General features: G+C 59.5%; 26 protein-coding genes and 1 tRNA gene. 21 read left to right on the top strand and 6 right to left on the bottom strand.

All coding sequences use genetic code 11. From position 1 onward, the window contains the following. The first annotated feature begins 21 nt into the window (after positions 1–21). Genes LIY45_RS19885 through LIY45_RS19930 form a run of 10 tightly spaced genes read left to right on the top strand, consistent with a single transcriptional unit; the run spans position 22 to position 8,715 of the window. A complete protein-coding gene (locus tag LIY45_RS19885) occupies positions 22–993 on the top strand; it encodes a DUF523 and DUF1722 domain-containing protein (protein ID WP_226477330.1) in 972 nt (323 codons plus the stop codon). Between the two features lie 3 nt (positions 994–996). Beyond that, complete coding sequence (locus tag LIY45_RS19890) at positions 997–1,926, top strand: MerR family transcriptional regulator (protein WP_226477331.1); 930 nt, start codon at positions 997–999, stop codon at positions 1,924–1,926. Beyond that, on the top strand, positions 1,927–3,372 hold the full coding sequence (phrB, locus tag LIY45_RS19895) for a deoxyribodipyrimidine photo-lyase (protein WP_226477332.1): 1,446 nt from the start codon (positions 1,927–1,929) through the stop codon (positions 3,370–3,372). It begins immediately after the preceding gene. Continuing rightward, a complete protein-coding gene (locus tag LIY45_RS19900) occupies positions 3,365–3,787 on the top strand; it encodes a nuclear transport factor 2 family protein (RefSeq protein ID WP_226477333.1) in 423 nt (140 codons plus the stop codon). Before phrB ends, LIY45_RS19900 begins: the two co-directional genes overlap by 8 nt. After that, the gene (locus LIY45_RS19905) at positions 3,784–4,566 is read left to right on the top strand and encodes an SDR family NAD(P)-dependent oxidoreductase (protein ID WP_226477334.1); all 783 of its coding nucleotides are present in this window, start codon (positions 3,784–3,786) and stop codon (positions 4,564–4,566) included. The genes LIY45_RS19900 and LIY45_RS19905 overlap by 4 nt, the downstream gene beginning before the upstream one ends. Then, positions 4,563–5,810, top strand: coding sequence for an FAD-dependent oxidoreductase (locus tag LIY45_RS19910; RefSeq protein WP_226477335.1), 1,248 nt, complete (start codon positions 4,563–4,565; stop codon positions 5,808–5,810). The genes LIY45_RS19905 and LIY45_RS19910 overlap by 4 nt, the downstream gene beginning before the upstream one ends. After that, the gene (locus tag LIY45_RS19915) at positions 5,807–6,613 is read left to right on the top strand and encodes a DUF1365 domain-containing protein (protein WP_226477336.1); all 807 of its coding nucleotides are present in this window, start codon (positions 5,807–5,809) and stop codon (positions 6,611–6,613) included. The genes LIY45_RS19910 and LIY45_RS19915 overlap by 4 nt, the downstream gene beginning before the upstream one ends. Further along, the gene (locus tag LIY45_RS19920; RefSeq protein ID WP_017475993.1) at positions 6,600–7,871 is read left to right on the top strand and encodes a cyclopropane-fatty-acyl-phospholipid synthase family protein; all 1,272 of its coding nucleotides are present in this window, start codon (positions 6,600–6,602) and stop codon (positions 7,869–7,871) included. The genes LIY45_RS19915 and LIY45_RS19920 overlap by 14 nt, the downstream gene beginning before the upstream one ends. Then, positions 7,864–8,355 (top strand): DUF2878 domain-containing protein, encoded by a 492-nt coding sequence (locus tag LIY45_RS19925; RefSeq protein ID WP_226477337.1) that lies wholly within the window; start codon positions 7,864–7,866, stop codon positions 8,353–8,355. Before LIY45_RS19920 ends, LIY45_RS19925 begins: the two co-directional genes overlap by 8 nt. A gap of 54 nt (positions 8,356–8,409) precedes the next feature. Further along, complete coding sequence (locus LIY45_RS19930; protein WP_017475991.1) at positions 8,410–8,715, top strand: YkgJ family cysteine cluster protein; 306 nt, start codon at positions 8,410–8,412, stop codon at positions 8,713–8,715. Positions 8,716–8,790: 75 nt separating this feature from the next. Here LIY45_RS19930 and LIY45_RS19935 read toward each other — a convergent pair whose 3' ends face one another. The 6 genes from LIY45_RS19935 to hemA all read right to left on the bottom strand — a co-directional run bounded on the left by LIY45_RS19935 (position 8,791) and on the right by hemA (position 14,156). Further along, the gene (locus LIY45_RS19935; RefSeq protein ID WP_017475990.1) at positions 8,791–9,309 is read right to left on the bottom strand and encodes an acyloxyacyl hydrolase; all 519 of its coding nucleotides are present in this window, start codon (positions 9,307–9,309) and stop codon (positions 8,791–8,793) included. Positions 9,310–9,420: 111 nt separating this feature from the next. Next, entirely contained in the window at positions 9,421–10,215 is a 795-nt protein-coding gene (gene murI, locus LIY45_RS19940; protein WP_226477338.1) for a glutamate racemase, read from the bottom strand. Then, on the bottom strand, positions 10,208–10,963 hold the full coding sequence (locus LIY45_RS19945; RefSeq protein ID WP_226477339.1) for a molybdopterin-synthase adenylyltransferase MoeB: 756 nt from the start codon (positions 10,961–10,963) through the stop codon (positions 10,208–10,210). The genes murI and LIY45_RS19945 overlap by 8 nt, the downstream gene beginning before the upstream one ends. Next, entirely contained in the window at positions 10,960–11,787 is an 828-nt protein-coding gene (prmC, locus tag LIY45_RS19950; protein ID WP_226477340.1) for a peptide chain release factor N(5)-glutamine methyltransferase, read from the bottom strand. Before prmC ends, LIY45_RS19945 begins: the two co-directional genes overlap by 4 nt. Then, positions 11,788–12,870 carry a peptide chain release factor 1 gene (prfA, locus tag LIY45_RS19955; RefSeq protein ID WP_003208405.1) on the bottom strand — a complete coding sequence of 361 codons (1,083 nt, stop codon included), beginning with the start codon at positions 12,868–12,870 and terminating at the stop codon, positions 11,788–11,790. Beyond that, positions 12,867–14,156, bottom strand: coding sequence for a glutamyl-tRNA reductase (hemA, locus tag LIY45_RS19960; RefSeq protein WP_226477341.1), 1,290 nt, complete (start codon positions 14,154–14,156; stop codon positions 12,867–12,869). The genes prfA and hemA overlap by 4 nt, the downstream gene beginning before the upstream one ends. A 182-nt stretch (positions 14,157–14,338) precedes the next feature. Here hemA and LIY45_RS19965 point away from each other — a divergent pair, with 182 nt between their 5' ends. The 11 genes from LIY45_RS19965 to sctJ all read left to right on the top strand — a co-directional run bounded on the left by LIY45_RS19965 (position 14,339) and on the right by sctJ (position 24,210). Then, a complete protein-coding gene (locus tag LIY45_RS19965) occupies positions 14,339–16,063 on the top strand; it encodes a tetratricopeptide repeat protein (protein ID WP_226477342.1) in 1,725 nt (574 codons plus the stop codon). Positions 16,064–16,067: 4 nt separating this feature from the next. Beyond that, entirely contained in the window at positions 16,068–16,685 is a 618-nt protein-coding gene (lolB, locus tag LIY45_RS19970; protein ID WP_063033130.1) for a lipoprotein insertase outer membrane protein LolB, read from the top strand. 1 nt (position 16,686) lies between these two features. Beyond that, positions 16,687–17,538, top strand: coding sequence for a 4-(cytidine 5'-diphospho)-2-C-methyl-D-erythritol kinase (gene ispE, locus LIY45_RS19975; protein WP_226477343.1), 852 nt, complete (start codon positions 16,687–16,689; stop codon positions 17,536–17,538). 36 nt (positions 17,539–17,574) lie between these two features. Further along, positions 17,575–17,649: transfer RNA gene (locus LIY45_RS19980), tRNA-Gln, on the top strand. Positions 17,650–17,694: 45 nt separating this feature from the next. Further along, positions 17,695–18,636 (top strand): ribose-phosphate pyrophosphokinase, encoded by a 942-nt coding sequence (locus tag LIY45_RS19985; RefSeq protein WP_003208392.1) that lies wholly within the window; start codon positions 17,695–17,697, stop codon positions 18,634–18,636. Between the two features lie 138 nt (positions 18,637–18,774). Further along, the gene (locus tag LIY45_RS19990; RefSeq protein WP_017475980.1) at positions 18,775–19,374 is read left to right on the top strand and encodes a 50S ribosomal protein L25/general stress protein Ctc; all 600 of its coding nucleotides are present in this window, start codon (positions 18,775–18,777) and stop codon (positions 19,372–19,374) included. 164 nt (positions 19,375–19,538) lie between these two features. Then, on the top strand, positions 19,539–20,123 hold the full coding sequence (gene pth / locus LIY45_RS19995) for an aminoacyl-tRNA hydrolase (RefSeq protein WP_017475979.1): 585 nt from the start codon (positions 19,539–19,541) through the stop codon (positions 20,121–20,123). Between the two features lie 23 nt (positions 20,124–20,146). Continuing rightward, complete coding sequence (gene ychF, locus LIY45_RS20000) at positions 20,147–21,247, top strand: redox-regulated ATPase YchF (protein WP_017475978.1); 1,101 nt, start codon at positions 20,147–20,149, stop codon at positions 21,245–21,247. Between the two features lie 402 nt (positions 21,248–21,649). Continuing rightward, positions 21,650–22,567, top strand: a complete 918-nt coding sequence (locus LIY45_RS20005; protein ID WP_226477344.1) for a sigma 54-interacting transcriptional regulator — start codon at positions 21,650–21,652, stop codon at positions 22,565–22,567. A 493-nt stretch (positions 22,568–23,060) separates the two neighbouring features. Continuing rightward, the gene (locus LIY45_RS20010) at positions 23,061–23,420 is read left to right on the top strand and encodes a hypothetical protein (protein WP_226477345.1); all 360 of its coding nucleotides are present in this window, start codon (positions 23,061–23,063) and stop codon (positions 23,418–23,420) included. Between the two features lie 4 nt (positions 23,421–23,424). Next, on the top strand, positions 23,425–24,210 hold the full coding sequence (sctJ, locus tag LIY45_RS20015) for a type III secretion inner membrane ring lipoprotein SctJ (RefSeq protein ID WP_226477346.1): 786 nt from the start codon (positions 23,425–23,427) through the stop codon (positions 24,208–24,210). Positions 24,211–24,401: the final 191 nt, after the last annotated feature.

Raw genomic sequence — 24,401 nt, forward strand, 5'->3', positions numbered from 1 at the left:
GAATTTCATTGAGGTTTGGCCATGTCCAGCACCCTGCCCGCCACCGGAAAACCGAAAATCGCCATCAGCGCCTGCCTGTTGGGCGAGAACGTGCGCTTCAACGGCGGGCACAAACAATCCCAACTGTGCAGCCAGACCCTTGCCGATTATTTCGACTTCGTGCCGCTGTGCCCTGAAGTCGCCATCGGCCTGGGCATTCCCCGCGAGCCGATTCGCCTGGTGGGCGACCCGCTTAATCCCCAGGCCGTCGGCACCGTGCACCGCGAGCTCAACGTGACCCAACCGCTGCACGATTACGGCCGGCAAATGGCCGCTGAACACACTGACCTCTGCGGCTACATCTTCATGCAGAAATCGCCGTCCTGCGGCCTGGAACGGGTCAAGGTCTATCAAGACAACGGCATGCCCATCGACGGCGGCGGACGCGGCATCTACGCCCAGGCATTCTGCGCGCGCCACCCCAATCTGCCGGTGGAAGAAGACGGTCGGCTGAATGACCCGGTGCTGCGGGAAAATTTCCTGACCCGGGTGTTCGTCTACGCCACTTGGCAGCAGGTACTCGCCGCAGGCCTGACCCGTCATCGCCTGCTGGAATTTCACTCGCGCTACAAATACCTGCTGATGGCCCACAGCCCCGTGCATTACAAAAGCCTGGGCAACCTGCTGGGCAGCATGCCCAAGGACGTCGACCTCGACGCCTTGGCCGCCGGCTACTTCAGCGAACTGATGAGCGCCCTGACCCAGTGCGCCACACGCGGCACCCACACCAACGTGCTGCAACACATCAGCGGCTACCTCAAGCAAGCCATCAGCGCCGAAGACAAACAGGAAATGCAGACCATCATTGGCCAATACCGCCAGGGCATCGTGCCGCTGGTGGTGCCGCTGACGCTGCTCAAGCACCACTTTCGCCAGCACCCGGACCGCTACATCGCGCAGCAGGCTTACCTGCAACCGCACCCGGAAAACCTCAGCCTGCGTAATGCGATTTAACCTATGACTTTCCCCCTGCAAGCACCTGTGGATGACATCGCCGAGGCCCTCGAACAAGGCTGGCTGCCGATCCGCGAAGTGGCGCGCCAGACCGGTGTCAACGCCGTGACCCTGCGCGCCTGGGAGCGGCGTTATGGCCTGATCGTGCCCCAGCGCACGCCCAAGGGGCACCGGCTGTTCAGTGCCGAGCATGTACAACGCATCCACACCATCCTGACCTGGCTCAACCGCGGTGTGCCGGTCAGCCAGGTCAAGAGCCTGATCGACACCGCACAAACCGCCAGCCAACCGCCGGAGGAAAACGAATGGCATAACCGCCGCCAACACCTGGTGCAGGCCATCAGCGAACTGGCCGAGCGCCGGGTGGATGACGCCTTCAACCAGGCCATGGCCCTGTATCCGCCACGCACCTTGTGCGAGCAACTGTTATTGCCCTTGCTCAAGGAGCTTGAACTGCGCTGGCAAGGCCAGTTCGGTGCGCAGATGGAGCGGGTGTTTTTCTATTCCTGGCTGCGCAGCAAATTCGGCGCGCGGATGTATCACAACAACCGCCAGCTCAACGGCGCGCCGTTGCTGCTGATCAACCATTCCGACCTGCCGCTGGAGCCGCACCTGTGGCTCACCGCCTGGCTCGTCAGCAGCGCCGATTGCCCGGTGGAAGTCTTCGACTGGCCATTGCCGGCGGGCGAACTGGCCCTGGCCGTCGAACACCTGCAACCCCGCGCGGTGCTCTTGTATTCGAGCAAGACGCTCCATACGTCGGCGCTGGAAAAACTTTTGAGCGGCTTCAGTTGCCCAAAACTGATAACCGGACCAGCGGTATGCATCCATCACGCCGAGCTGTCCGTATTAACCCAAGACATTCCTGAATTGCTCCTGGCCGAGGACCCATTGTCGGCCCATCAGGTACTGATCCAGCGTGGACTTATTTAAATGCACTTGATCTGGCTGCGCACCGACCTGCGCCTACATGACAACACCGCCCTCGCCGCCGCCGCACAGCGTGGCCCGACAGCGGCTGTCTACCTGATCAGCCCCGAGCAATGGCTGGCCCACGATGATGCGCCGTGCAAAGTCGACTTCTGGCTGCGCAACCTCAAGAGCCTGAGCGTGGCGCTGGGGGAGTTGAACATTCCTCTTTTGATCCGCCATGCCTCGACCTGGGACCAGGCACCGCAAGTCCTGGCAGACCTGTGCCAGGAACTGTCGGTCGAGTCGGTGCACGTCAATGACGAATACGGCATCCACGAAGAGCGCCGCGACGCCGCCGTGGCCCAGGCCCTCGAAGCACGGGGCGTCACCTTTCACAACTACCTGGACCAGTTGTTTTTCCAGCCCGGCAGCGTACTGACCAAGACCGGCACCTACTTCCAGGTGTTCAGCCAGTTCCGCAAGGTCTGCTACAACCGTCTGCACGGCGCCTTGCCGCGCCTGGTCGCTACACCCAAGGCACAGGCGGCACTCAAGCTCAAAAGCGACCCAATCCCGGATCAGGTCGAGGGTTTTGCCCCCCCAAGTGAAGCCTTGCGCGCCCTGTGGCCTGCCGGCGAGGCCGAAGCCCGGCGCCGCCTCGATCAATTCGCCGACGGGCAAATCAGCTACTACAAGGACGAACGCGATTTCCCGGCCAAGCCCGGCACCAGCCAACTTTCGGCCTACCTGGCCGCCGGTGTGGTTTCGCCGCGCCAATGCCTGCATGCCGCCCTGCAAAGCAACCAGGGGGAATTCGAAAGCGGCGACACCGGTGCAATTACCTGGATCAACGAGCTGCTGTGGCGCGAGTTCTACAAACATATCCTGGTGGGTTACCCACGGGTCTCGCGCCACCGCGCGTTCCGCCCGGAAACTGAAGCCGTGGCCTGGCGCAACAGCCCGGAAGACTTGAAGGCCTGGCAGGAAGCCCGCACCGGCCTGCCGATCATCGACGCAGCCATGCGCCAATTGCTGGAAACCGGCTGGATGCACAATCGCCTGCGCATGGTGGTGGCGATGTTCCTGACTAAAAACCTGCTGATCGACTGGCGCGAAGGCGAGCGCTTTTTCATGCGTCACCTGATCGACGGCGACCTGGCGGCGAACAACGGTGGCTGGCAGTGGAGTTCGTCCACCGGCACCGACTCGGCGCCGTACTTCCGGATTTTCAGCCCCTTGAGCCAGTCGGAAAAATTCGACGGTGAAGGCGTGTTTATCAAGCATTGGCTGCCACAGTTGTCGGCGCTGAACAAAAAGGAAGTGCACAACCCCGACGCGGTGGGCGGCCTTTTTGGCGTGGCGGACTATCCTCGTCCTATCGTCGATTTGAAAAAATCCCGTGATCGCGCCCTCGCCGCCTTCCGCAGCCTGCCTTCACGCCAGGCAGTCGGGGGTGGTTATGAGTGACTTTCTGCGCCGCTTCGCCCAGGCCTTTGCCAGTGTGGACAAATACAACCTGCACCTGCTCGACAGCCTGTACAGCAAGGACGTCAGCTTCACCGACCCGTTGCACGAAGTGCACGGGCTGCCGGCGCTGCACCGTTACTTCACCGAGCTGTACGACAACGTTACCCAGTTGCGTTTTGACTTCCATGGCTTCGATCAAGTGACTGAAGGCGAAGGTTACCTGCGCTGGAAAATGAGCTTCTGCCACCCACGCCTGGGCGGGGGGAAAGTGATTCGTGTCGAAGGCTGCTCGCATCTGCTGTGGCGCGACAAGGTGTACCACCACCGGGATTATTTCGATGCGGGTGCGCTGCTGTATGAACACGTGCCGGTCCTCGGCGGCGTGGTCAGTTGGCTGAAAAGGAGAATGGGATGAACCTTACGCTGCCCCGTCGTTATTGGCTGACCGGTGCCAGCAGTGGCATCGGTGCCGAACTGGCCAAAGCGCTGCTCGACAGCGGTGCCCATGTGGCTGTCAGTTCCCGCTCCAAAGAGCCACTGGAACAGCTCGCCCAGCAGTACCCCGGGCAAGTGCTGGTGGTGGCGGGCGACCTGACCAACAGCCAGACCGTACGGGAAATTGGCGAGCATATCGCGGGGGTCTGGGGCTCGCTGGACACCGTGATCCTGAATGCCGGCACCTGCGAATACGTGGACGCCAAACAGTTTGATTCCTCGATCATCGAGCACGTGGTGCGCACCAACCTGCTGGCCAGCAGTTACTGCATCGAAGCCGCCCTGCCGCTATTGCGGGCCGGCCATACACCGCACCTGGTCGGCGTGGCCAGCGCCGTGACCTACCTGCCGATGCCCAGGGCCGAAGCCTACGGCGCCTCCAAAGCCGGCCTGCGTTATCTGTTCGAATCCCTGCGCATCGACCTGTCGCCCGAGGGCATTGACGTCACCGTGGTCAGCCCGGGCTTCGTCGATACACCGCTGACCGCCCGCAATGACTTCCCGATGCCCTTGAGTTGGCCGGCAGACAAGGCTGCGCGGCACATCTTTGCCAAGCTGCAAAACCGGCCCTTGGAAATTGCCTTCCCTGCCCTGTTTATTGCCGCGCTGTGGCCGCTGTCGAAACTGCCGAACCGCGCCAAGCTGATCATCGGCAAACGCATGTTACGCAGTCCGCCGCCGCGCAAGGACACGCTGTGAAGATCGCCATTATCGGCAGCGGCATTGCCGGGCTGACCAGTGCCTACCTGCTCAGCCGCCGCCACGACATCACCCTGTTCGAAGCGGGCGACCGCATCGGCGGGCACACCCATACGGTGAATGTCACGGTGGATGGCAAAAGCTACGCAGTGGACACCGGCTTTATCGTGTTCAACAACTGGACCTACCCCAACTTCATCAAGCTGCTGGGGCAGATCGGTGTGACGTTCAAACCCACCGAAATGAGTTTTTCGGTGTGCGACCCGAACGCCGGGTTTGAGTACAACGGCAACAACCTCAACAGCCTGTTCGCCCAGCGCCGCAATATTCTGTCGCCGGGGTTCTGGGGCATGTTGCGCGACATCCTGCGCTTCAACCGCCAGGCACCGCTGGACCTGCAAGCGCAACGCATCAATGCCGAAATGACCCTGGGCGAGTACCTGCAAGCGGGCGGCTACGGCCAGCGATTTATCCAGCACTACATCGTGCCGATGGGGGCGGCGATCTGGTCGATGTCCCTGGCTGACATGCTCGGGTTTCCCCTGCAATTCTTCGTGCGGTTCTTCAAGAACCACGGTTTGTTATCGGTAAGTAACCGCCCGCAGTGGTGCGTGATCGAAGGCGGGTCCAGCCGCTATATCGAGCCGCTGACCCAATCCTTCCGTGAAAAAATTCGCCTCAATTGCCCCGTCACCCGGGTTGAGCGCACCCCCATCGGCGTGGTTATCCACAGCGCGGCGGGCAGCGAGGCGTTCGACAAAGTGGTGTTCGCCTGCCACAGCGACCAGGCCCTGGGGTTGCTGGGGGATGCGAGCCTGGCCGAGCAACAGATCCTCGGCGCCTTGCCCTACGCCGACAACGACGTCGTCCTGCACACCGACACCCGCTTGCTGCCCCAGCGCAAACTGGCCTGGGCCAGCTGGAATTACCGCCTGAACAGCAACACGCAAAAACAGGCTGCCGTGACCTACGACATGAACATTCTGCAGGGCATCGACAGCGCCACCACCTTTTGCGTCAGCCTCAACCAGACGGCGATGATCAACCCGCTCAAAGTCCTCGCCCGCTACACCTACGCCCACCCGCAATACAGCCTGGCCGCCGTGGCCGCTCAAGCGCGCTGGGAAGAATTGCACGGCACGCAGCACACCTATTATTGCGGCGCCTATTGGGCCAACGGTTTCCACGAAGACGGCGTGGTCAGCGCGTTGCGCGTGGCCAAGGCGTTTGGGGAAACCCTGTGAACAGCGCCCTGTACAGCGGCTGGATCGCCCATCGGCGTTTTACGCCCAAGGGCCACACCTTCCGTTATCGGATAGGCCTGCTGTACCTGGACCTCAGCGAACAAAACGAAGTGTTCGGCTTGTCGCCATTGGCCGGTGACCGCTGGGCGCCGTTCGCGTTTCGCCAGCAGGACTACCTGCGTGAGTTTACCCGTCACGGCATGAGCTTGACCGATGCCGTGCGCCAAGAAGTCGGCAAGGCCCTCGGGCGCATCCCCGAGGGCGCAATCTGCCTGCTGACCCAGGCCCGCAGTTGGGGCCTGGCTTTTAATCCGGTGAGTTTCTTCTACTGTTTCGAGGCCGATGGCACCTTGGCCGCGATTCTGTGTGAAGTGACCAACACCCCGTGGCGCGAACGCTATCACTACGTGTTGCCGGCCATGGCGCTGCCTGCTGGTGAGCATCAGCACTTCGCCGTGGCCAAGGCCTTTCATGTGTCGCCGTTTTTGCCCCGGGACCTGGAATACCGCATGAGTTTCAGCCCGCCCGCCGCCAGACTCGGCGTGCACATGGCCGACTGGCAGGGCGAGCTGAAAGTCTTCGACGCCACCTTGAGCCTGCAACGCGAGGCATTGAACCGCGCCAGCCTGCACCGTTATTTGTGGCGCTTCCCGTGGATGACCGCCAAGACCTGCCTGGCCATTTATTGGCAGGCCCTGCGCCTCTTGCTTAAACGCACGCCGATTTTTTCCCATCACGCCGCCGAAGGCGCTTCTCGCACCGCAGTCGGGTACACCAAGGATCGCCGCCATGAAATCCCCTAGCTTATCGGTCAAATCCAATCGCTTGAACGTCAACGGCATGACCGCCGCGCTGTTGCGCAAAGCGGTGCTGCGCCAGCTCGGCCAACTGCGCCACGGCCAGTTGGTGGTGATCGAGGACGGTGAGCGACAAGTCTTCGGCGCACGGGAAGCGCACCTGCTGGGGGAAATCCAGATCCTCGATTCGGCCGTGTGGGGGCTGGTGGCAGCCAACGGTTCCATCGGCGCGGGCGAGGCATTTATTCATGGCTACTGGAGCAGCCCGGACCTGACTGCCGTGGTGCGGGTGATGGTCAGCAACCTCGACGTGCTGGATGCGCTGGAAGGTGGCCTGGCGAAACTCGCGCGGCCCTTCACCCAAGGCCTGCACTGGCTCAACCGCAATACCCGCAAGGGCTCGCAGAAAAACATCGCCGCCCACTACGACCTGGGCAATGACCTGTTCGAAGAATTCCTCGATCCCACCATGATGTATTCGGCCGCACAGTTCCTCACCGCCGACGACACCCTGGAACAGGCACAGCTGAACAAGCTCGAACGCATTTGCCAGAAGCTCGCGCTGAAACCGTCGGACCATCTGCTGGAAATCGGCACCGGCTGGGGCAGCATGGCGATCTATGCCGCGCAGCAGTATGGCTGCAAGGTCACCACCACGACCTTGTCCAAAGAGCAGTTTGCCTACACCGAAAAACGTATCGAGGCCCTGGGTTTGCAGAATCAGGTGACACTGCTGCTGGAGGACTACCGCGACCTGACCGGCCAGTACGACAAGCTGGTGTCCATCGAGATGATCGAAGCCGTGGGCCATCGCTTTCTGCCGACCTACTTCAAACAATGCGCGCAGTTGCTCAAGAGCAACGGCCTGATGTTGCTGCAAGCCATCACCATTCGCGAGCAGCGCTACGAACAGGCCAAGAGCAGCGTGGATTTCATCCAGCGCTACATTTTCCCCGGCGGCGCCTTACCCTGCGTGCAGAAAATGCTCGAGATCGTCAGCCGCGACACCGACATGAACCTGCTGCACATGGAGGATTTCGGCCTGCACTACGCACGAACCCTGCGCCTGTGGCATGAGAACTTTCGCCGCGCCCACAGCCGCCTGACGGAAATGGGCTACGACGAATATTTCCTGCGGCTGTGGGAGTTTTACCTGTGCTACTGCGAGGGCGGCTTTATGGAACGCACCATTGGCACCGCACAGATGCTCCTGGCCAAGCCGGCGGCCCTGACCCAGCCCCTGCTCGGGCGCTTTGATGCTTAAACCGCTGGCCAATGCCGTGCTGTTCCAGTGCGGTTGGTTTGCCTGCGTGTTGGGCGGCGACAGCCTGTGGCTGTTGGTAGGAGTGGCGGTGCTGGCGGTCCACCTGCTGTGGATAAGTTCGTGGTCGGAAGAAGGCCAGGTGATGCTGGCCGTGACCTTGCTGGGCACGGTGATCGACACCGCGCTGCGCGCCTTTGGTGTGTTTCATTTCAGCTTGCCCGGGCCGCTGGCGCCTTTTTGGCTGATCCTGTTGTGGGCGCTGCTGGCAACCACCCTGCGCCATTGCCTGGCCTGGAGCGCCCACCCCTGGTGGCGCGCCAGCGTATTGGGGGCGGTGGGCGGGCCGTTGTCTTATTACGCCGGCAGCCAGTTGGCCGGAGTCAGTTTCGGCTATGGCACCGTGCCGACCGTTATCGGCCTGGCGGTCCTCTGGGGCATGATCTTTCCGCTGCTGCACTGGGTCGCGCGGCAGTTGGCACACTGACGTCCGTCAGGCCTTTCACACACACATCAGCCGCTTGCCTTACACTGCGCGCCTATGACCAACATCCCCCATACGCAAATCGACGAACCCGCCGTCACCTGCTCCACCTGCGCCGCGTGCTGCTGCCAGTTGGAAGTCATGCTGATCACCGACACCGGCGTGCCTGACCGCTTTATCGATACCGACGATTGGGGCGGCGAAGTCATGTTGCGCCTGGATGATGGCTGGTGTGCGGCGCTGGATCGCGACACGATGATGTGCACGATTTATGAGAAGCGGCCGCTGATCTGCCGGGAGTTCGAGATGGGCGCACCGGAGTGCATCGATGAGCGCCAGGGGCTGGCAACGGTGTATCGCTGATGTTGAAACCAACGATGAGCAAATGTGGGAGCGAGCAAGCCCGCTCCCACAATGGTTTTGCGCTGTTCTGAAGAATTACAGTGGCATGGTGTAGTGCAGCGAATAGCTCTCGACACCATCGTTGTTGCTGCTGATCCCGGCATTCGAGTAATGGGTAGCCCGAATACCCACTTCACTCCCACCGACAAAGCGCAGGCCAAAGCCCAGTCGGTCTTCAAACTGGAAAGCCTGGCCGATGTTGTTGTCTTCGACCCGCGTGCGGGAGAACACGGCCACGCCAACCCCAGCTTCGATGTAGGGCTTCACCCTTTCCCCGGCAAACTCATAAACAAAAACCGGCGAGAACGAAAGGCTGCTGACGCTGGCGCGCTTGTCACCGTCCCAGTAGGTGTAGGCACCGCTCCAGTACCCGGTCACGCGGCCCGTATCGGTCTGCCACCAGCTTTTATCCCAATCAGAGGTCAGCCCCAACCGATAAGTCATGGTCGAATCGCTGGTACTCCCCACTCCAAATTCCAGGCCTGCCGCCTGCGCTGAAATAGAGTGTCCCACCACAGCGGCCGCAATCGCGGCCAAACAGAACCAGCGCTTCATAAGAAACATCCTTTACGAACGAAGTTGTATGATTTTGTACAGGCTAACTTGCTATAGAAGTCGCCGTTTATGCAGAAGTTCAGTCAGTAATTCGGTTATTTCACGAATTTTTCACAGGCCAAAGCTACGCACAACGCCGGGAAAATTCCATAGGGTGGGTAGGATTTTTCTTAGGTGCTCTGGATCGCCGCTGGTCCAGAACTGTGCCGGCACGGGATTGCCAGTGGCCAGCAGTTCGCGATCACTCAACAGACGTTGCAACTGACGCGCTACGGCCGCGCCCGTGTCGATCAGAATGATCGTCGGCGGGAGCATTTCGGCGAGCAACGGCTTGAGAAAGGGGTAGTGGGTACAGCCGAGGATGATGGTGTCGCAACCCGCTGCGATCAGCGGTTCGACATACCCCTGCAACAGTTGGCGCAAGGCCGGGCTGCCCAAATCGCCGGTCTCGATCAGTTCCACCAGGCCCGGGCACGGCTGGGTGATCACCCGCACATCGGTGGCGAAGCGGTCGAGCAAGGCGGCGAACTTGGCGCTTTGCAGGGTGCCGGTGGTCGCCAGCACTCCGACCACCCCACTGCGGGTCGCGGCGGCGGCGGGTTTGACCGCAGGCTCCATACCTACCAGCGGCCAGTCGGGATAGTCCTGGCGCAAGTCGGCGACTGCGGCAACAGTCGCCGTGTTGCAGGCAATCACAAAGGCTTTGGCGCCCTTCTCCCGGAAAAACTCGGCCACCCGTCGCGAGCGCTCAAGGATGAAGGCCGGGGTTTTCTCGCCGTAGGGAATGTGCCCGCAATCCGCCACGTACAGCAGCGATTCGTGGGGCAGCAGCCGCTGGATTTCGTCCAGCACCGACAGGCCGCCGACACCGGAGTCGAACACACCAATCGGCGCATCCTTAACCATGTTGACTGCCGCAGACGCTGCAACCGGGGTCACGCTTGACCCGCAGCTCGCGAAAACGTGTGGTCAGGGCGTCGATCAACAACAGCCGCCCCACCAGCGGCTCGCCGAAACCGGCCAGCAATTTCAAGGCTTCCAGGGCTTGCAGGCTGCCGACCAGGCCCACCAACGGGCCGATGACGCCGGCTTCGCTGCAGGTCAGTTCGGTTTCGCTGCCGTGCCCGTATAAACAGTGGTAGCACGGGCTTTCGGCGCGCCGTGGGTCGAACACCGACAGCTGGCCTTCCAGGCGAATCGCCGCGCCGCTGACCAGAGGCTTGCCGGCGGCGACACAGGCAGCGTTGACTGCTTCGCGGGTGGAGAAGTTGTCGCTGCAATCGAGCACCACGTCGACCGCCGCCACGGCAGCCGCGAGGGAATCAACATCCAGCGCACTGCGATGGGCGACCAACTGTATTTCAGGATTGATCGCACTCAGGCGGCGAATCGCCGAATCGACCTTGCTCAGGCCGACGCTGTCGGTGTCATGGATGATCTGGCGTTGCAGGTTGGTCAGGTCGACCGTGTCGAAATCCGCCAAATGCAGCTCACCCACACCCGCCGCCGCCAGATACAGCGCCACCGGCGAACCAAGGCCACCGAGCCCGACGATCAGCGCGCGGCTGTTTTTCAGGCGCAACTGGCCTTCGATGTCGACATGCTGCAACAGAATCTGTCGGCTATAGCGCAACAGCTCCTGATCATTCATCACGGCCGGCGCCCCAAGGTGATGCGCTCATGGCCACCGAGGTCGATGCGGCTGTGGACGTCTTCGAAGCCTTCGCCCAGCAGCAGGTCGCGCACGGCGGGCGCCTGGTCGTAACCGTGTTCCAGCAACAACCAGCCCGCGGCGTCGAGGTGCGCAGGCGCCTGGGCGATGATCAGCCGCAAATCGTCCAGGCCGTCATGCCCGGCCACCAGCGCGCTGGCCGGCTCAAAGCGCACATCCCCCGCCACCAGGTGCGGATCGGTATCGGCTATATAAGGCGGGTTGCTGATGATCAGGTTGTAAGTGCGACCTTCAAGGGCGCTGAACCAATGGCTGTTCAGCACCGTGGCGTTATTCAGGTGCAGGCGCTGGCGGTTGCGTTCGGCCAGGGCCACGGCTTCCAGCACACGGTCGACAGCCGTGACTTGCCAGGCCGGGCGTTCGCTGGCCAGGGCCAGGGCAATTGCGCCGCTGCCGGTGCCCAGGTCCAGGACCTTGGCCGGTGTGGCAGGCAGCAATTCGAGAGCGGCTTCCACCAGCATCTCGGTTTCCGGACGCGGGATCAGCGTGTGCGGCGCCACTTCCAGATCGAGTTTCCAGAAGCCTTGCTGGCCGAGGATGTAGGCCACAGGCTCGCCGGTGCGGCGGCGTTGCAGGTAGTCGGCAAAGGTCAGTGCGTCTTCGCTGCTGACGATTTTTTCCGGCCAGGTGTGCAGGTAGCTGCGGGACTTGCCCAAGGCAGCGGCCAGCAACAATTCCACGTCCAGGCGCGCAGTGGGCGAGTCCGGCAGGTCGGCGGCGCGTAACAGGCTGGCGATAATGGTCATTTATTCACCTATCGCCGCGAGCTGGTCGGCCTGGTATTCGGCCAACAATGGCTCGATTACCGCATCAACGCCACCGGCAAGGATTTCGTCCAGGGAGTACAGCGTCAGGTTGACGCGGTGGTCGGTGACCCGGCCCTGGGCAAAGTTGTAGGTACGGATACGCTCGGACCGGTCGCCCGAGCCCACCAGCAATTTACGCTCGCTGGCAATCGCGTTGGCGGCGGCGCTGGTCTGCTGGTCATTGAGCTTGGCCGACAGCCAGGACATGGCCCGCGCACGGTTCTTGTGCTGGGAACGTTCTTCCTGGCACTCCACCACGATGCCCGAAGGCAAGTGAGTGATACGGATCGCCGAGTCGGTCTTGTTCACGTGCTGGCCACCGGCGCCCGATGAGCGGTAGGTGTCGACCCGCAGGTCTGCCGGGTTGATCTCGATGGCTTCCTGCTCGTCCGGCTCGGGCAACACGGCCACGGTGCACGCCGAGGTGTGGATGCGGCCCTGGGATTCCGTTGCCGGAACCCGCTGCACGCGGTGCACGCCCGACTCGAACTTCAGCTTGCCGTAGACATTCTCGCCTTCAACCCGGGCGATGACTTCTTTATAGCCGCCGTGTTCGCCCTCGTTCTCGGACAGGATCTCCACCCGCCAGCCGCGACGTTCGGCATACCGCGAGTACATGCGGAACAGGTCGCCGGAGAAAATCGCCGCCTCGTCACCGCCGGTGCCGGCGCGGATTTCGAGGAACACGTTGCGCCCGTCGTTAGGGTCCTTGGGCAGCAGCATGCGCTGCAGGTCGCCTTCCAGTTCGATCAGCTTGTCCTTGGCTTCTCGCACTTCTTCAACGGCCATTTCGCGCATGTCCGGGTCGCTGTCCTTGAGCAGCGCCTGGGCGCCCTCGAGGTCAGCCTGAACCTTGAGCAACTGTTTATAGGTGCCCACGATCGGCTCAACTTCCGCGTATTCCTTGGAATAGGTGCGGAACTTGGTCTGATCGGAGATGACCTCGCCGTCGCCGAGCAGGGCGGTCAGTTCTTCGAAACGGTCCTGAAGGACGTCCAGTTTATTGAGCAGTGACGCTTTCATTGCGGTTTTTTATCCGAAGAGCTTTCTGTCGCGCCCTCACCGAGGGCAAAGAGTTCCTGGGCCATGGCCAGCGCATCGAGGCGGCCTTCGGCGGTAAGCTTTTTCAACTGAACACTGGGGGCGTGCAGCAATTTGTTGGTCAGGCCGCGCGCCAGTTGCATCAGCACGTCTTCAGCGCTGCTGCCATTGGCGAGCATACGCTGGGCCTTGATCAATTCCTCGTCCCGCAAGCGTTCGCCTTGCTGACGGTAAGCCTTGAGCACGTCCACTGCCGCCAGTTCACGCAGGCGCACCATGAAATCGTCGGCACCGGTGCTGACCATCTCCTCGGCGGCCTGGGCTGCACCCTGGCGACTCTTGAGGTTTTCGGCCACCACTTCGTGCAGGTCGTCGACGCTGTAGAGGTAAACGTCGTCCAACTCGCCGACTTCAGGCTCGATATCCCGGGGAACGGCGATATCCACCATGAAAATCGGCTTGTGCTTGCGCAGTTTCAGCGCGCTTTCCACCGCGCCTTTTCCAAGGATCGGCAACTGGCTGGCGGTGGAACTGATGACGATGTCGCTGCGCACCAGCTCGGCCGGGATGTCGGAAAGCAACACCGCGTGGGCACCGAACTGCTCGGCCAGGATGCTGGCGCGTTCTAGGGTACGGTTGGCGACGACGATGCGCTTCACCCCCAGCTCGTGCAGATGGCGGGCGACCAGGGTGATGGTCTCGCCGGCGCCGATCAGCAGGGCCTGGCTGCGCTGCAAGTCACTGAAAATCTGTTTGGCCAGGCTGACGGCGGCAAACGCCACGGACACCGGGTTTTCACCGATGGCGGTGTCGGTGCGCACCTGCTTGGCGGAATTGAAGGTGGCCTGGAACAAGCGCCCCAGCAGCGGACCGATAGTGCCGGCCTCGCGGGCCACGGCGTAGGCCGACTTCATCTGGCCGAGGATCTGCGGTTCGCCCAGCACCAGCGAATCGAGCCCGGAGGCGACGCGCATCATGTGACGAACTGCCGCATCCTCTTCGTGCACATATGAGCTTTGGCGCAGCTCATCAAGGCTCAAATGGTGGTAATCGGCCAGCCAACGCAGCACCCCATCCGCGCAAAGATGTTCCTGCTCTATATAGAGCTCGCTGCGATTGCAGGTCGAAAGGATCGCAGCTTCGCGACTGTCGGTGAGCCGGCAGAGCTGCTGCAAGGCCTCAACCAACTGCTCGGGAGTAAAAGCCACGCGCTCGCGGACGTCTACAGAAGCAGTCTTGTGGTTAATACCGAGTGCAAGGAAGGCCATTCAATATCGCTGATGATGTCGGGAAGCCGACAATTGTCCTACTTCGAATGATTCAGAACAACCACCGTAGTCTATTGTCCTAATGCCTTGTGTCTATAAAGGCATCCACTGAGACTCGGTTATGTTTGGCCGAAGGCTTGTGTCATGATGATCCGACCGCAGGTTAGTCGTCCTCCTCCTATATGAATAGATCTTCCGCGTTGCTCCTTGCTTTTGTCTTTCTCAGCGGCTGCCAGGCCATGGCACCCGTGTCGCCGGACGGTACGCCGCCGGTAGAAGACAGCACCCCCGCCCCTGAAAAGCCCAAGGTTTATTCCTCGTTCAGTGAAGAAACGGTCTTCAGCCTGCTGAGCGCGGAGCTGGCCGGCCAGCGCAATCGTTTCGACATTGCCCTGGATAACTACGTGACCCAGGCCATCAATACTCAGGACCCGGGGATTTCCGAGCGCGCGTTTCGTATCGCCGAGTACCTGGGCGCCGATCAGGCCGCCCTGGACACCTCACTGATCTGGGCGAAAAACGCCCCGGACGATCTCGAGGCGCAACGGGCAGCCGCCATTCAACTGGCCCGCGCCGGGCGCTATGACGACTCCATGGTGTATATGGAGAAAGTCCTGCAGGGCAAGGGCGACACGCATTTCGACTTCCTCGCGCTGTCGGCCGCCGACACCGATCAGGACACCCGCAACGGCCTGATGAAGAGTTTCGACCGCCTGCTGCAAAAACACCCGAACAACAGCCAGCTGATTTTCGGCAAGGCGCTGTTGCTGCAACAGGATGATGAGCCCGAGGCCGCGCTGAAGTTGCTGGAGCAACACCCGCCGGAAGAGGGCGAGATCGCGCCGATCCTGCTGCGCGCCCGCCTGCTGCAGAACCTCAACCGCGGCAAGGAAGCGATTCCGCTGCTGGAAAAAAGCATCAAGAAGTACCCGGGCGACAAGCGCCTGTTGCTGACCTATGCCCGCATGCTGGTTGAACAGGACCGCATGGAAGACGCCAAGGTGCAGTTCGCCAACCTCGTCCAGCAATACCCGGACGATGACGAACTGCGCTACTCCCTGGCACTGGTGTGCCTGGAAGCCAAGGCATGGGATGAGGCCAAGGGCTACCTGGAAGACTTGATCGCCCGCGAAAGCCACGTGGATTCAGCGCACCTGAACCTGGGCCGCATCGCTGAAGAGCGTAACGACCCGCAGGCCGCATTGCTTGAGTACGCCCAGGTCGGCCCAGGCAATGATTACCTGCCGGCCCAACTGCGCCAGGCCGATATCCTGATGAGCAACGGTCGCACCGACGAGGCCGAAAAACGCCTGGCCGCCGCACGGGAGGCCGAGCCGGACTACGCGATCCAGCTGTACCTGATCCAGGCCGAGACGTTGTCGGCCAATAAGCAAGGCGATCGCGCCTGGAAAATCCTCCAGCAAGCCTTGCTGCAATACCCGGACGACCTGAACCTGCTGTACACCCGCGCCATGCAGGCGGAAAAACGCAATGACCTGGCGCAGATGGAAAAAGACCTGCGCCTGATCATCAAGCGCGATCCGGACAACGCCATGGCACTGAACGCCCTGGGTTACACCTTGTCCGACCGTACAACGCGTTACGCCGAAGCCAAGGAGTTGATTGAAAAGGCTCACCAGCTGAACCCGGAAGACCCGGCCGTACTCGACAGCCTCGGCTGGGTGAATTACCGCCTGGGTAACCTGGACGAAGCCGAACGGCTGCTGCGCCAGGCGCTGGAGCGCTTCCCCGACCAGGAAGTGGCCGCACACCTGGGCGAAGTGCTCTGGGCCAACGGCAAGCAGCGTGAAGCGCGACAAATCTGGGAGAAGTTCCTCAAGGAACAGCCCGAAAGCCCAATCCTGCGCAGTACCATCAAGCGCCTGACCGGATCCGAGACCCTTTAATTTTATGTTTTTGCGCCACGTCATCGTTTTCAGCTTTATCGCCCTGCTCGCCGGCTGTTCAGGCCTTGGCACCCGTGAATCTGTCGAGGGCCCGGGTAACCCCGCGCAATGGCAGCAGCACAAGGATCAACTGAGCAGCCTTGATGGCTGGCAGATTGAGGGCAAGGTCGGCATTCGCGCCCCGAAAGATTCAGGCAGTGGCACCTTGTTCTGGCTGCAACGCCAGGACTATTACGACATTCGCCTGTCCGGCCCGCTGGGCCGCGGTGCGGCACGCCTGACCGGCCGACCGGGGCAAGTCAGCCTGGAAGTGGCCAATCAGGGCCGCTTTGAGGCGCCGACGCCGGAAGCCCTGCTGGAAGAACAGATGGGCTGGAAACTCCCCGTATCGCACCTGGTGTGGTGGGTACGCGGTCTTCCGGCGCCAGACAGCAAGAGCCGCCTGAGCCTCAATGGCGACAGCCGCCTGGCTTCGCTGGAACAGGATGGCTGGCAGGTCGAATACCTGAGCTATGTGCAACAGAACGGTTACTGGCTGCCTGAGCGTATCAAGCTGCATGGCACCGACCTTGACGTCACGCTGGTGATCAAGGACTGGCAACCGCGCAAGCTGGGGCAGTGAGATGACAGCGCAACGTCTGACCCTGCCCTCCCCGGCCAAACTGAATTTGATGCTGCACATTCTCGGTCGTCGTGAAGACGGCTATCACGAGCTGCAGACTATTTTTCAATTTCTCGACTACGGCGATGAGCTGACCTTTGCCGTTCGCGATGACGGCGTGATTCAACTGCACACCGAATTCGAAGGCGTGCCTCACGACAGCAACCTGATTGTGAAGGCCGCGAAAAAACTCCAGGAACAATCCGGTTGCCCATTGGGCATCGACATCTGGATCGAAAAAATCCTGCCCATGGGCGGCGGCATCGGTGGCGGCAGCTCGAATGCCGCAACGACATTGCTCGGCCTGAATCACTTGTGGCAGCTGGGTTGGGACCACGATCGCCTGGCGGCGCTGGGCCTGACACTGGGCGCGGACGTCCCGGTTTTCGTGCGTGGGCACGCTGCTTTTGCCGAAGGCGTGGGGGAGAAACTCACCCCTGTAGACCCCGAAGAGCCGTGGTATGTCGTGCTTGTTCCGCAAGTATCTGTAAGTACAGCAGAAATTTTTTCAGATCCACTGTTGACACGTAACTCTCCTCCCATTAAAGTGCGCCCCGTTCCCAAGGGAAACAGTCGAAATGACTGCTTACCGGTTGTAGCAAGGCGTTATCCAGATGTACGTAACGCTTTGAATTTGTTAGGTAAATTTACCGAAGCAAAATTAACCGGAACTGGAAGTTGTGTGTTTGGGGGCTTCCCAAACAAAGCTGAAGCTGATAAAGTCTCGGCCCTTCTTACAGAGACCCTTACAGGGTTTGTAGCAAAGGGAAGCAACGTTTCGATGTTGCATCGCAAGCTGCAAAGTCTGCTCTAAAGGAACCGAGTACTGGGTACTCGTTGCAACAGATACAGGGGCGTCGCCAAGCGGTAAGGCAGCAGGTTTTGATCCTGCCATGCGTTGGTTCGAATCCAGCCGCCCCTGCCATTTTCTATACTCATCCAGGTTACCCTCAGCCTCTAGGTACTGCGCGTGTCCAAGATGATGGTCTTTACGGGGAATGCTAACCCCGATCTGGCTCGGCGTGTTGTACGTCAGCTGCATATCCCTCTCGGTGACATCTCTGTCGGTAAATTCTCCGACGGCGAAATTACTGCCGAGATCAATGAAAACGTTCGCGGTAAAGACGTCTTCATTATTCAGCCGACTTGCGCTCCGACCAACGATAACCTGATGGAACTCGTCGTGATGGCTGATGCCTTCCGCCGCTCCTCAGCGACTCGAATCACAGCTGTAATCCCTTACTTTGGTTATGCCCGTCAGGATCGCCGTCCGCGTTCCGCACGTGTGGCTATCAGCGCGAAAGTCGTTGCTGACATGCTGACCGTGGTAGGCATCGACCGTGTTCTCACGGTTGACCTGCACGCTGACCAAATCCAGGGGTTCTTCGATATTCCGGTAGATAACATCTACGGCTCCCCCGTCCTGGTGGATGACATCGAAGACCAGCGCTTTGAAAACCTGATGATCGTGTCCCCGGACATTGGTGGCGTCGTGCGTGCACGGGCTGTTGCCAAATCCCTGGGCGTGGACCTCGGGATCATCGACAAACGCCGCGAGAAAGCCAATCACTCTGAAGTGATGCATATCATCGGTGATGTCGAAGGGCGTACCTGTATTCTGGTTGATGACATGGTCGACACCGCCGGCACCCTGTGCCATGCGGCGAAAGCCTTGAAAGAGCACGGTGCAGCAAAAGTCTTCGCCTACTGCACACACCCTGTGCTGTCGGGCCGAGCGATCGAGAACATCGAGAACTCAATGCTGGACGAACTGGTGGTGACTAACACCATCCCGTTGTCCGCTGCCGCTCAAGCCTGTTCGCGTATCCGCCAACTGGATATCGCACCGGTAGTTGCCGAAGCGGTTCGCCGCATCAGCAACGAAGAATCGATCAGCGCGATGTTCCGTTAAGGGTCAAACCTTAGCCGCATCAACCTGACGAAAAGCGCCCCGCCCCAGCATTCTGCTGGGGCGGGGCTTTTTTGCCCATATCGCCTTTAGCGCTGGTCGCAAACGCTAGGGCGAATGTGGTTATTTTGGAGATACAACATGAACGAATTTACTTTGAATGCTGAACTGCGTTCCGACCTGGGGAAAGGTGCGAGCCGCCGCCTGCGTCGTCTCGCAAGCCTGGTTCCAGCTGTAGTTTACGGTGGCGAAAAAGCCCCTGAATCCATCAGCATGCTGGCTAAAGAAATCGCCAAACTGCTCGAAAACGACGCGGCCTACAGCCACATCATCGAGCTGAACGTGGGTGGCAAGAAGCAGAACGTCATCATCAAGGCACTGCAACGTCACCCAGCCAAGGGCCACGTACTGCACGCTGACTTCATTCGCGTTGTAGCCGGTCAAAAACTGACCGCTATCGTGCCTGTGCACTTTGTTGGTGAAGAAGCTCCGGTCAAGAAAGGCGGCGAAATCTCGCACGTTGTAGCCGAGATCGAAGTGACCTGCCTGCCGAAAGACCTGCCTGAGTTCATCGAAGTCGACCTGTCGGCTGCTGAAATCGGCGACATCATCCACCTGTCCGACCTCAAGGCCCCTAAAGGCGTTGAGTTTGTTGCACTGGCTCACGGTGATGACAAAGCTGTTGCAAACGTACACGCTCCACGCGTTGCACCAGAAGCTGAAGAAGGCGCTGCAGAGTAATTCACTCTGTAATGCCGGAGCTTGAGGAAACATCGCGGACCGGAACGTAGCGAGAAAGCGGGCGAGAATGCGAAGTTGGCCTCTACGGTTAATGAGTTTTTGTCGTCCACTTTCGCCGCACCCACGGCGATGTTATCCACAACTCCAAAGGAAGGGCCCCTGTCGTGACTGCCATTAAACTGATCGTTGGCCTGGGAAATCCAGGCGCCGAATACGAACAGACCCGGCATAACGCGGGGGCCCTTTTTGTTGAGCGCATCGCCCACGCACAAGGTGTAAACCTTACGGCCGATCGCAAATATTTCGGCCTGACCGGACGCTTTTCGCATCAAGGTCAGGATGTTCGTCTGTTGATTCCCACCACCTACATGAACCGCAGCGGCCAGGCTGTCGCGGCGCTTGCGGGCTTCTTCCGGATCAAACCCGAAGAAATCCTGGTGGCCCATGACGAACTTGACCTGCCACCCGGCGTTGCCAAGCTCAAGCAAGGCGGCGGCCATGGCGGGCATAATGGCCTGCGGGACATCATCGCGCAGTTGGGCAATCAGAATACGTTTTACCGCTTGCGGCTTGGCATCGGCCACCCGGGCGTTGCCAGTATGGTTTCAAATTTCGTCCTGGGTCGTGCGCCACGCGCCGAACAGGAAAAACTCGATGCCAGCATCGATTTTGCCCTCGGCGTGCTGCCGGATATCTTCGCCGGTGAATGGAACCGTGCGATGAAAAACCTGCACAGCCAGAAGGCCTGACTCTTTACCCGAGGGGAAACACCATGGGATTCAATTGCGGCATCGTCGGCCTACCTAACGTCGGCAAGTCCACCCTGTTCAACGCCCTGACCAAATCCGGGATTGCGGCGGAGAACTTCCCCTTCTGCACCATCGAGCCGAACACCGGTATCGTGCCGATGCCCGATACACGCCTGGACGCCCTGGCGGCCATCGTGAATCCAAAGCGCATCCTGCCGACCACCATGGAGTTCGTCGACATCGCAGGCCTGGTTGCCGGCGCGTCGAAAGGTGAAGGCCTGGGCAACAAGTTCCTCGCCAACATCCGCGAGACCGATGCCATTGCGCACGTGGTCCGCTGCTTCGAAGACGAGAACGTGATTCACGTTTCCAACAGCGTCGACCCGAAACGCGACATCGAGATCATCGACCTGGAACTGATCTTCGCCGACCTCGACAGCTGCGAGAAGCAGCTGCAAAAAGTGACGCGTAACGCCAAGGGCGGCGACAAGGACGCAGTGGTCCAGAAAGCCCTGCTGGAGCAGTTGATTGCCCACTTCACCCTGGGCAAGCCGGCACGCAGCCTGATGAAGAGCATGAGCGCCGACGAAAAGGCCGTGATCAAGGGCTTCCACCTGCTGACCACCAAGCCGGTGATGTACATCGCCAACGTGGCTGAAGACGGTTTCGAGAACAACCCGCTGCTCGACGTGGTCATGGCCATTGCCGAAGAAGAAGGCGCGATGGTTGTTCCGGTGTGCAACAAGATCGAAGCGGAAATCGCCGAGCTGGAAGACGGCGAAGAGAAAGACATGTTCCTCGAGGCCCTGGGCCTGGAAGAGCCTGGCCTGAACCGCGTGATCCGTGCCGGCTACGAAATGCTGCACCTGCAGACCTACTTCACCGCCGGTGTTGAAGAAGTGCGCGCCTGGACCGTCAAGGTCGGTGCCACTGCCCCGCAAGCGGCTGGCGTGATCCACACCGACTTCGAAAAAGGCTTCATCCGCGCCGAAGTCATCGCCTACAACGACTTCATCCAGTTCAAGGGTGAAGCCGGTGCCAAGGAAGCCGGTAAATGGCGCTTGGAAGGCAAGGAATACATCGTCAAGGATGGTGACGTGATGCACTTCCGCTTCAACGTCTAAGCGTCATCTGCGGCCTATGCCGCAGCACAAAAAGCCGATGCACTGCATCGGCTTTTTTGTGGGCGATGTTTGCAACCCTCTACAACGATCGACTTTGAAAAATCCCCTAACATCTTAATACGGCAAACCTATAAAACAACCACAGCCCTCAATACGTAAAAATACGCCAATCCTCCATAACACCCCAGAACTTAAGATTATTCCGACCCATTATCAGGCAATCACGAGTGAGCCCCCACTTGAATAATATTTAACTTAAGATTTTTTGGTTTTCGCACATCACAAACGTCTATTTCGCACTTTCCAACAGAATGACAAACCAGATAAATTCCGTTCTACTTATGCAGGTCAGCAGGGAAGCCCCTCAGTAAAACAATGGGATACAATAGGAGCAACAGCGATATGTCGGCCTCCTATCAAAGCAAGTTTGAAACGGATGATCCATTTACTGAATGCCCAACCATTGAAGCCACTATCAACAATACTGCGGCATTAAACATCGATATACTTTTGCTGGGAGAAACCGGCACTGGTAAGGATACTTTGGCCCAACGCATCCATCGCTTGTCGGGCCGGCGAGGTAACTTCGTCGCCGTCAACTGTGCTGCAATTCCCGAAAGCCTGGCGGAAAGCCAACTATTCGGGGTCAACAGCGGCGCCTACACCGGTGCAATGCAATCACGGGCAGGCTTTGTCGAAGCTGCACACCTGGGCACCTTATACCTCGACGAAATCGACAGCATGCCGTTGTCGCTCCAAGCCAAGCTGCTGCGGGTACTGGAATGTCGAGGGGTCGAACGCCTGGGCTCGACCCGATTAATCCAAGTGGATATGCGTGTCATCGCTTCTGCCCAGCAATCGTTGCACGAGATGGTGGAACGAGGTGCCTTCCGACGGGATCTGTATTTCCGTCTCAATGTCGTCAATATCCATCTCCCCCCTTTGCGGGAGCGTCGGGAGTTAATTATCCCGTTGTTTCTTAATATGATCAAACAAGAAGCAGAGGCCTTTAAGTGCCCCGTGCAAGCCCCAGCAGGCGCGCTGCTACAGGAGTTACTCTGTCACCCTTGGCTCGGTAATATTCGCGAACTTCGCTCAGCCGCTAAACGCTTCGTTTTGGGCCTAGCCCCGCTCCCTACAAGCCTTGCGCCACAGACCGAGATGAATTTGAAGGCACGCCTGCAACAGATCGAAAAAGTATTGATTGAGGAGTCGCTGCAGCGTCATGAACACAGCGTCGACAGTGCAGCGGCAGAGTTGGGGGTCGCGCTTCGCACGCTTTACTATCGAATGAAACAACTGAAAGTATTTACCCCTTGAAATCAAGCAGAGATATTCAAGTTGATTTCAAGCGCCTCTTTCAAACAGGTTTGAAACATTTACAAACATGTACCTTGTTCACGTCAGGAACGAAACTCACGGCATCAGCCACTTAGCCTACGAGCGATCACAATTGCTCACAAACTGTGTAGATACAGAACGAACAATCTCTGCACACCATCCTACCTCATACAAAGGTAAATTAAATGAGTACTCCTCCAATCGGTGGTCCGTCTCAAGGGTCGTCTTCGGCGGCGGTAGAATCTACGGCAGCGTGGGCCAGGGAAGAAAACAACAAAGTTGCCATATCAAGGATGATAGACGGCGTCGCGGACACGAAGACGGGCAGGGCAATTGATAGCGCCAACTCGAAAATGACGCTCGCTGGCAAAGTACGGTTTCCAAACTAAATAATCCTGGCCTCCCCTGCCTGTGCCGGGGAGTGCCAGTGTTACCACTAGCACTGTAATGGACACGTTCCAGGGAGTTTCATATGTACATCAACGACGCCGAGAGGGTGCAAAAAAGGTCCTGGGATGTTGCGGCTGAGTCGCCCACCGCATTTAACGGGACCTCCGATATGAATTTCTTCAACGCGCAACTTGATCATTCCGCAGCGCACTACAAAAGAATCGCCCCCTCTATGCCCGATAACCTATTCAACCTGAGCGATTCCAAGTCGTCGTTCGCCCGCGTGAAAAAAGGAATGGATGACGTGCTGCGGAACAAGCAGACCGAGGCCTCCCATGCGCTGCCACAAGCACTTGCCCTCGCGAACTTTGAAGTGGTGGCTCCGGTCAAGGTGTGCGGCATGCTGGTGAAAGGCCTCGATAAAATCTCCAACCTGGCATAGCCGCATGCATCGCTATCTATCCATCACGCTCTTTTGTTTATCGACATTGATGCTCGCCGGCTGCGGTGAGAGCGTAGAACTCCATCGTCAGCTGTCCGAGCAGGAAGCAAACGAAGTTGTTGCCGAGTTGGCGGACAAGCAGATCCGCGCCCAGAAGATTCCGGCCAAAGACGGCGTGGTCGTTCGCGTCCGGGCAAACGACATCAGCCGGGCTGTTCGCACGCTGGAGGCCGCCGGTCTACCCAAAGTGGGCCGCTCCACCTTGGGAGATATCTTTCGCAAGGAGGGGGTCATTTCCACGCCGCTGGAAGAACGGGCGCGCTATATCTATGCACTGTCACAAGAATTGGAAGCCACACTGTCGAATATCGATGGCGTGATCGTTGCGCGCGTCCATGTTGTGCTGCCGGAGCGGGTGGCACCTGGAGAACCGGTACAACCGGCGTCCGCCTCGGTGTTCATCAAGCATGATCCGCGACTGGACCCCGACAACATTCAACCCCGCGTGCGAAGGATGGTTGCCAGCAGCATCCCCGGTATGGCCTCAGCGATAGAAAACACGCAAAAACTGACCGTCGTTTTCGTGCCGGCTACCGCCTATCAGGAGAAGCAACAACTCAACTATCTCGGGCCCTTCCTGGTACCGGAGCAAGACCTCGTGTTCTGGCGCACCAGTATCATAGCCTCCTTGATCGCCTTACTGCTGGGAGGCGCTGCAGGGTTACTCTGGCGCCGACGGACTAAGGACAACCAACCGAAAGAGTCTGCGACCGTACCTGCCCATGAATAAGGACCTCATGTGGGTTCGATGGTGGGTTTCCCCTTGGGAAAACGCGCACCGCGACTGGTACACGCAGAACCGCTTTGCGGAAACAGAGACGCTCTCACGCGCTTTTCATCAACGGGTGAGCCTTTTGTTCGAGATCGAGCCTGAACTTCCTCCCCGCCCTTCCGCGCCTATATTCCAACTGGTACTGACCT

Source organism: Pseudomonas sp. MWU16-30323 (genome assembly GCF_020515595.1).
Classification (GTDB): domain Bacteria; phylum Pseudomonadota; class Gammaproteobacteria; order Pseudomonadales; family Pseudomonadaceae; genus Aquipseudomonas; species Aquipseudomonas yamanorum.

Excerpts from the sequence above, each read along its gene's own strand:
- LIY45_RS19890 (WP_226477331.1), top strand. The coding sequence starts at position 997 with ATGACTTTCCCCCTGCAAGCACCTGTGGATGACATCGCCGAGGCCCTC.
- LIY45_RS19905 (WP_226477334.1), top strand. The coding sequence starts at position 3,784 with ATGAACCTTACGCTGCCCCGTCGTTATTGGCTGACCGGTGCCAGCAGT.
- hemA (WP_226477341.1), bottom strand. The coding sequence starts at position 14,156 with ATGGCCTTCCTTGCACTCGGTATTAACCACAAGACTGCTTCTGTAGAC.
- LIY45_RS19925 (WP_226477337.1), top strand. The coding sequence starts at position 7,864 with ATGCTTAAACCGCTGGCCAATGCCGTGCTGTTCCAGTGCGGTTGGTTT.
- murI (WP_226477338.1), bottom strand. The coding sequence starts at position 10,215 with ATGGTTAAGGATGCGCCGATTGGTGTGTTCGACTCCGGTGTCGGCGGC.
- ispE (WP_226477343.1), top strand. The coding sequence starts at position 16,687 with ATGACAGCGCAACGTCTGACCCTGCCCTCCCCGGCCAAACTGAATTTG.
- LIY45_RS19935 (WP_017475990.1), bottom strand. The coding sequence starts at position 9,309 with ATGAAGCGCTGGTTCTGTTTGGCCGCGATTGCGGCCGCTGTGGTGGGA.
- LIY45_RS20010 (WP_226477345.1), top strand. The coding sequence starts at position 23,061 with ATGTACATCAACGACGCCGAGAGGGTGCAAAAAAGGTCCTGGGATGTT.
- LIY45_RS19930 (WP_017475991.1), top strand. The coding sequence starts at position 8,410 with ATGACCAACATCCCCCATACGCAAATCGACGAACCCGCCGTCACCTGC.
- prfA (WP_003208405.1), bottom strand. The coding sequence starts at position 12,870 with ATGAAAGCGTCACTGCTCAATAAACTGGACGTCCTTCAGGACCGTTTC.
- prmC (WP_226477340.1), bottom strand. The coding sequence starts at position 11,787 with ATGACCATTATCGCCAGCCTGTTACGCGCCGCCGACCTGCCGGACTCG.
- LIY45_RS19965 (WP_226477342.1), top strand. The coding sequence starts at position 14,339 with ATGAATAGATCTTCCGCGTTGCTCCTTGCTTTTGTCTTTCTCAGCGGC.
- phrB (WP_226477332.1), top strand. The coding sequence starts at position 1,927 with ATGCACTTGATCTGGCTGCGCACCGACCTGCGCCTACATGACAACACC.
- LIY45_RS20005 (WP_226477344.1), top strand. The coding sequence starts at position 21,650 with ATGTCGGCCTCCTATCAAAGCAAGTTTGAAACGGATGATCCATTTACT.
- LIY45_RS19990 (WP_017475980.1), top strand. The coding sequence starts at position 18,775 with ATGAACGAATTTACTTTGAATGCTGAACTGCGTTCCGACCTGGGGAAA.
- ychF (WP_017475978.1), top strand. The coding sequence starts at position 20,147 with ATGGGATTCAATTGCGGCATCGTCGGCCTACCTAACGTCGGCAAGTCC.
- LIY45_RS19900 (WP_226477333.1), top strand. The coding sequence starts at position 3,365 with ATGAGTGACTTTCTGCGCCGCTTCGCCCAGGCCTTTGCCAGTGTGGAC.
- sctJ (WP_226477346.1), top strand. The coding sequence starts at position 23,425 with ATGCATCGCTATCTATCCATCACGCTCTTTTGTTTATCGACATTGATG.
- LIY45_RS19920 (WP_017475993.1), top strand. The coding sequence starts at position 6,600 with ATGAAATCCCCTAGCTTATCGGTCAAATCCAATCGCTTGAACGTCAAC.
- lolB (WP_063033130.1), top strand. The coding sequence starts at position 16,068 with ATGTTTTTGCGCCACGTCATCGTTTTCAGCTTTATCGCCCTGCTCGCC.
- LIY45_RS19885 (WP_226477330.1), top strand. The coding sequence starts at position 22 with ATGTCCAGCACCCTGCCCGCCACCGGAAAACCGAAAATCGCCATCAGC.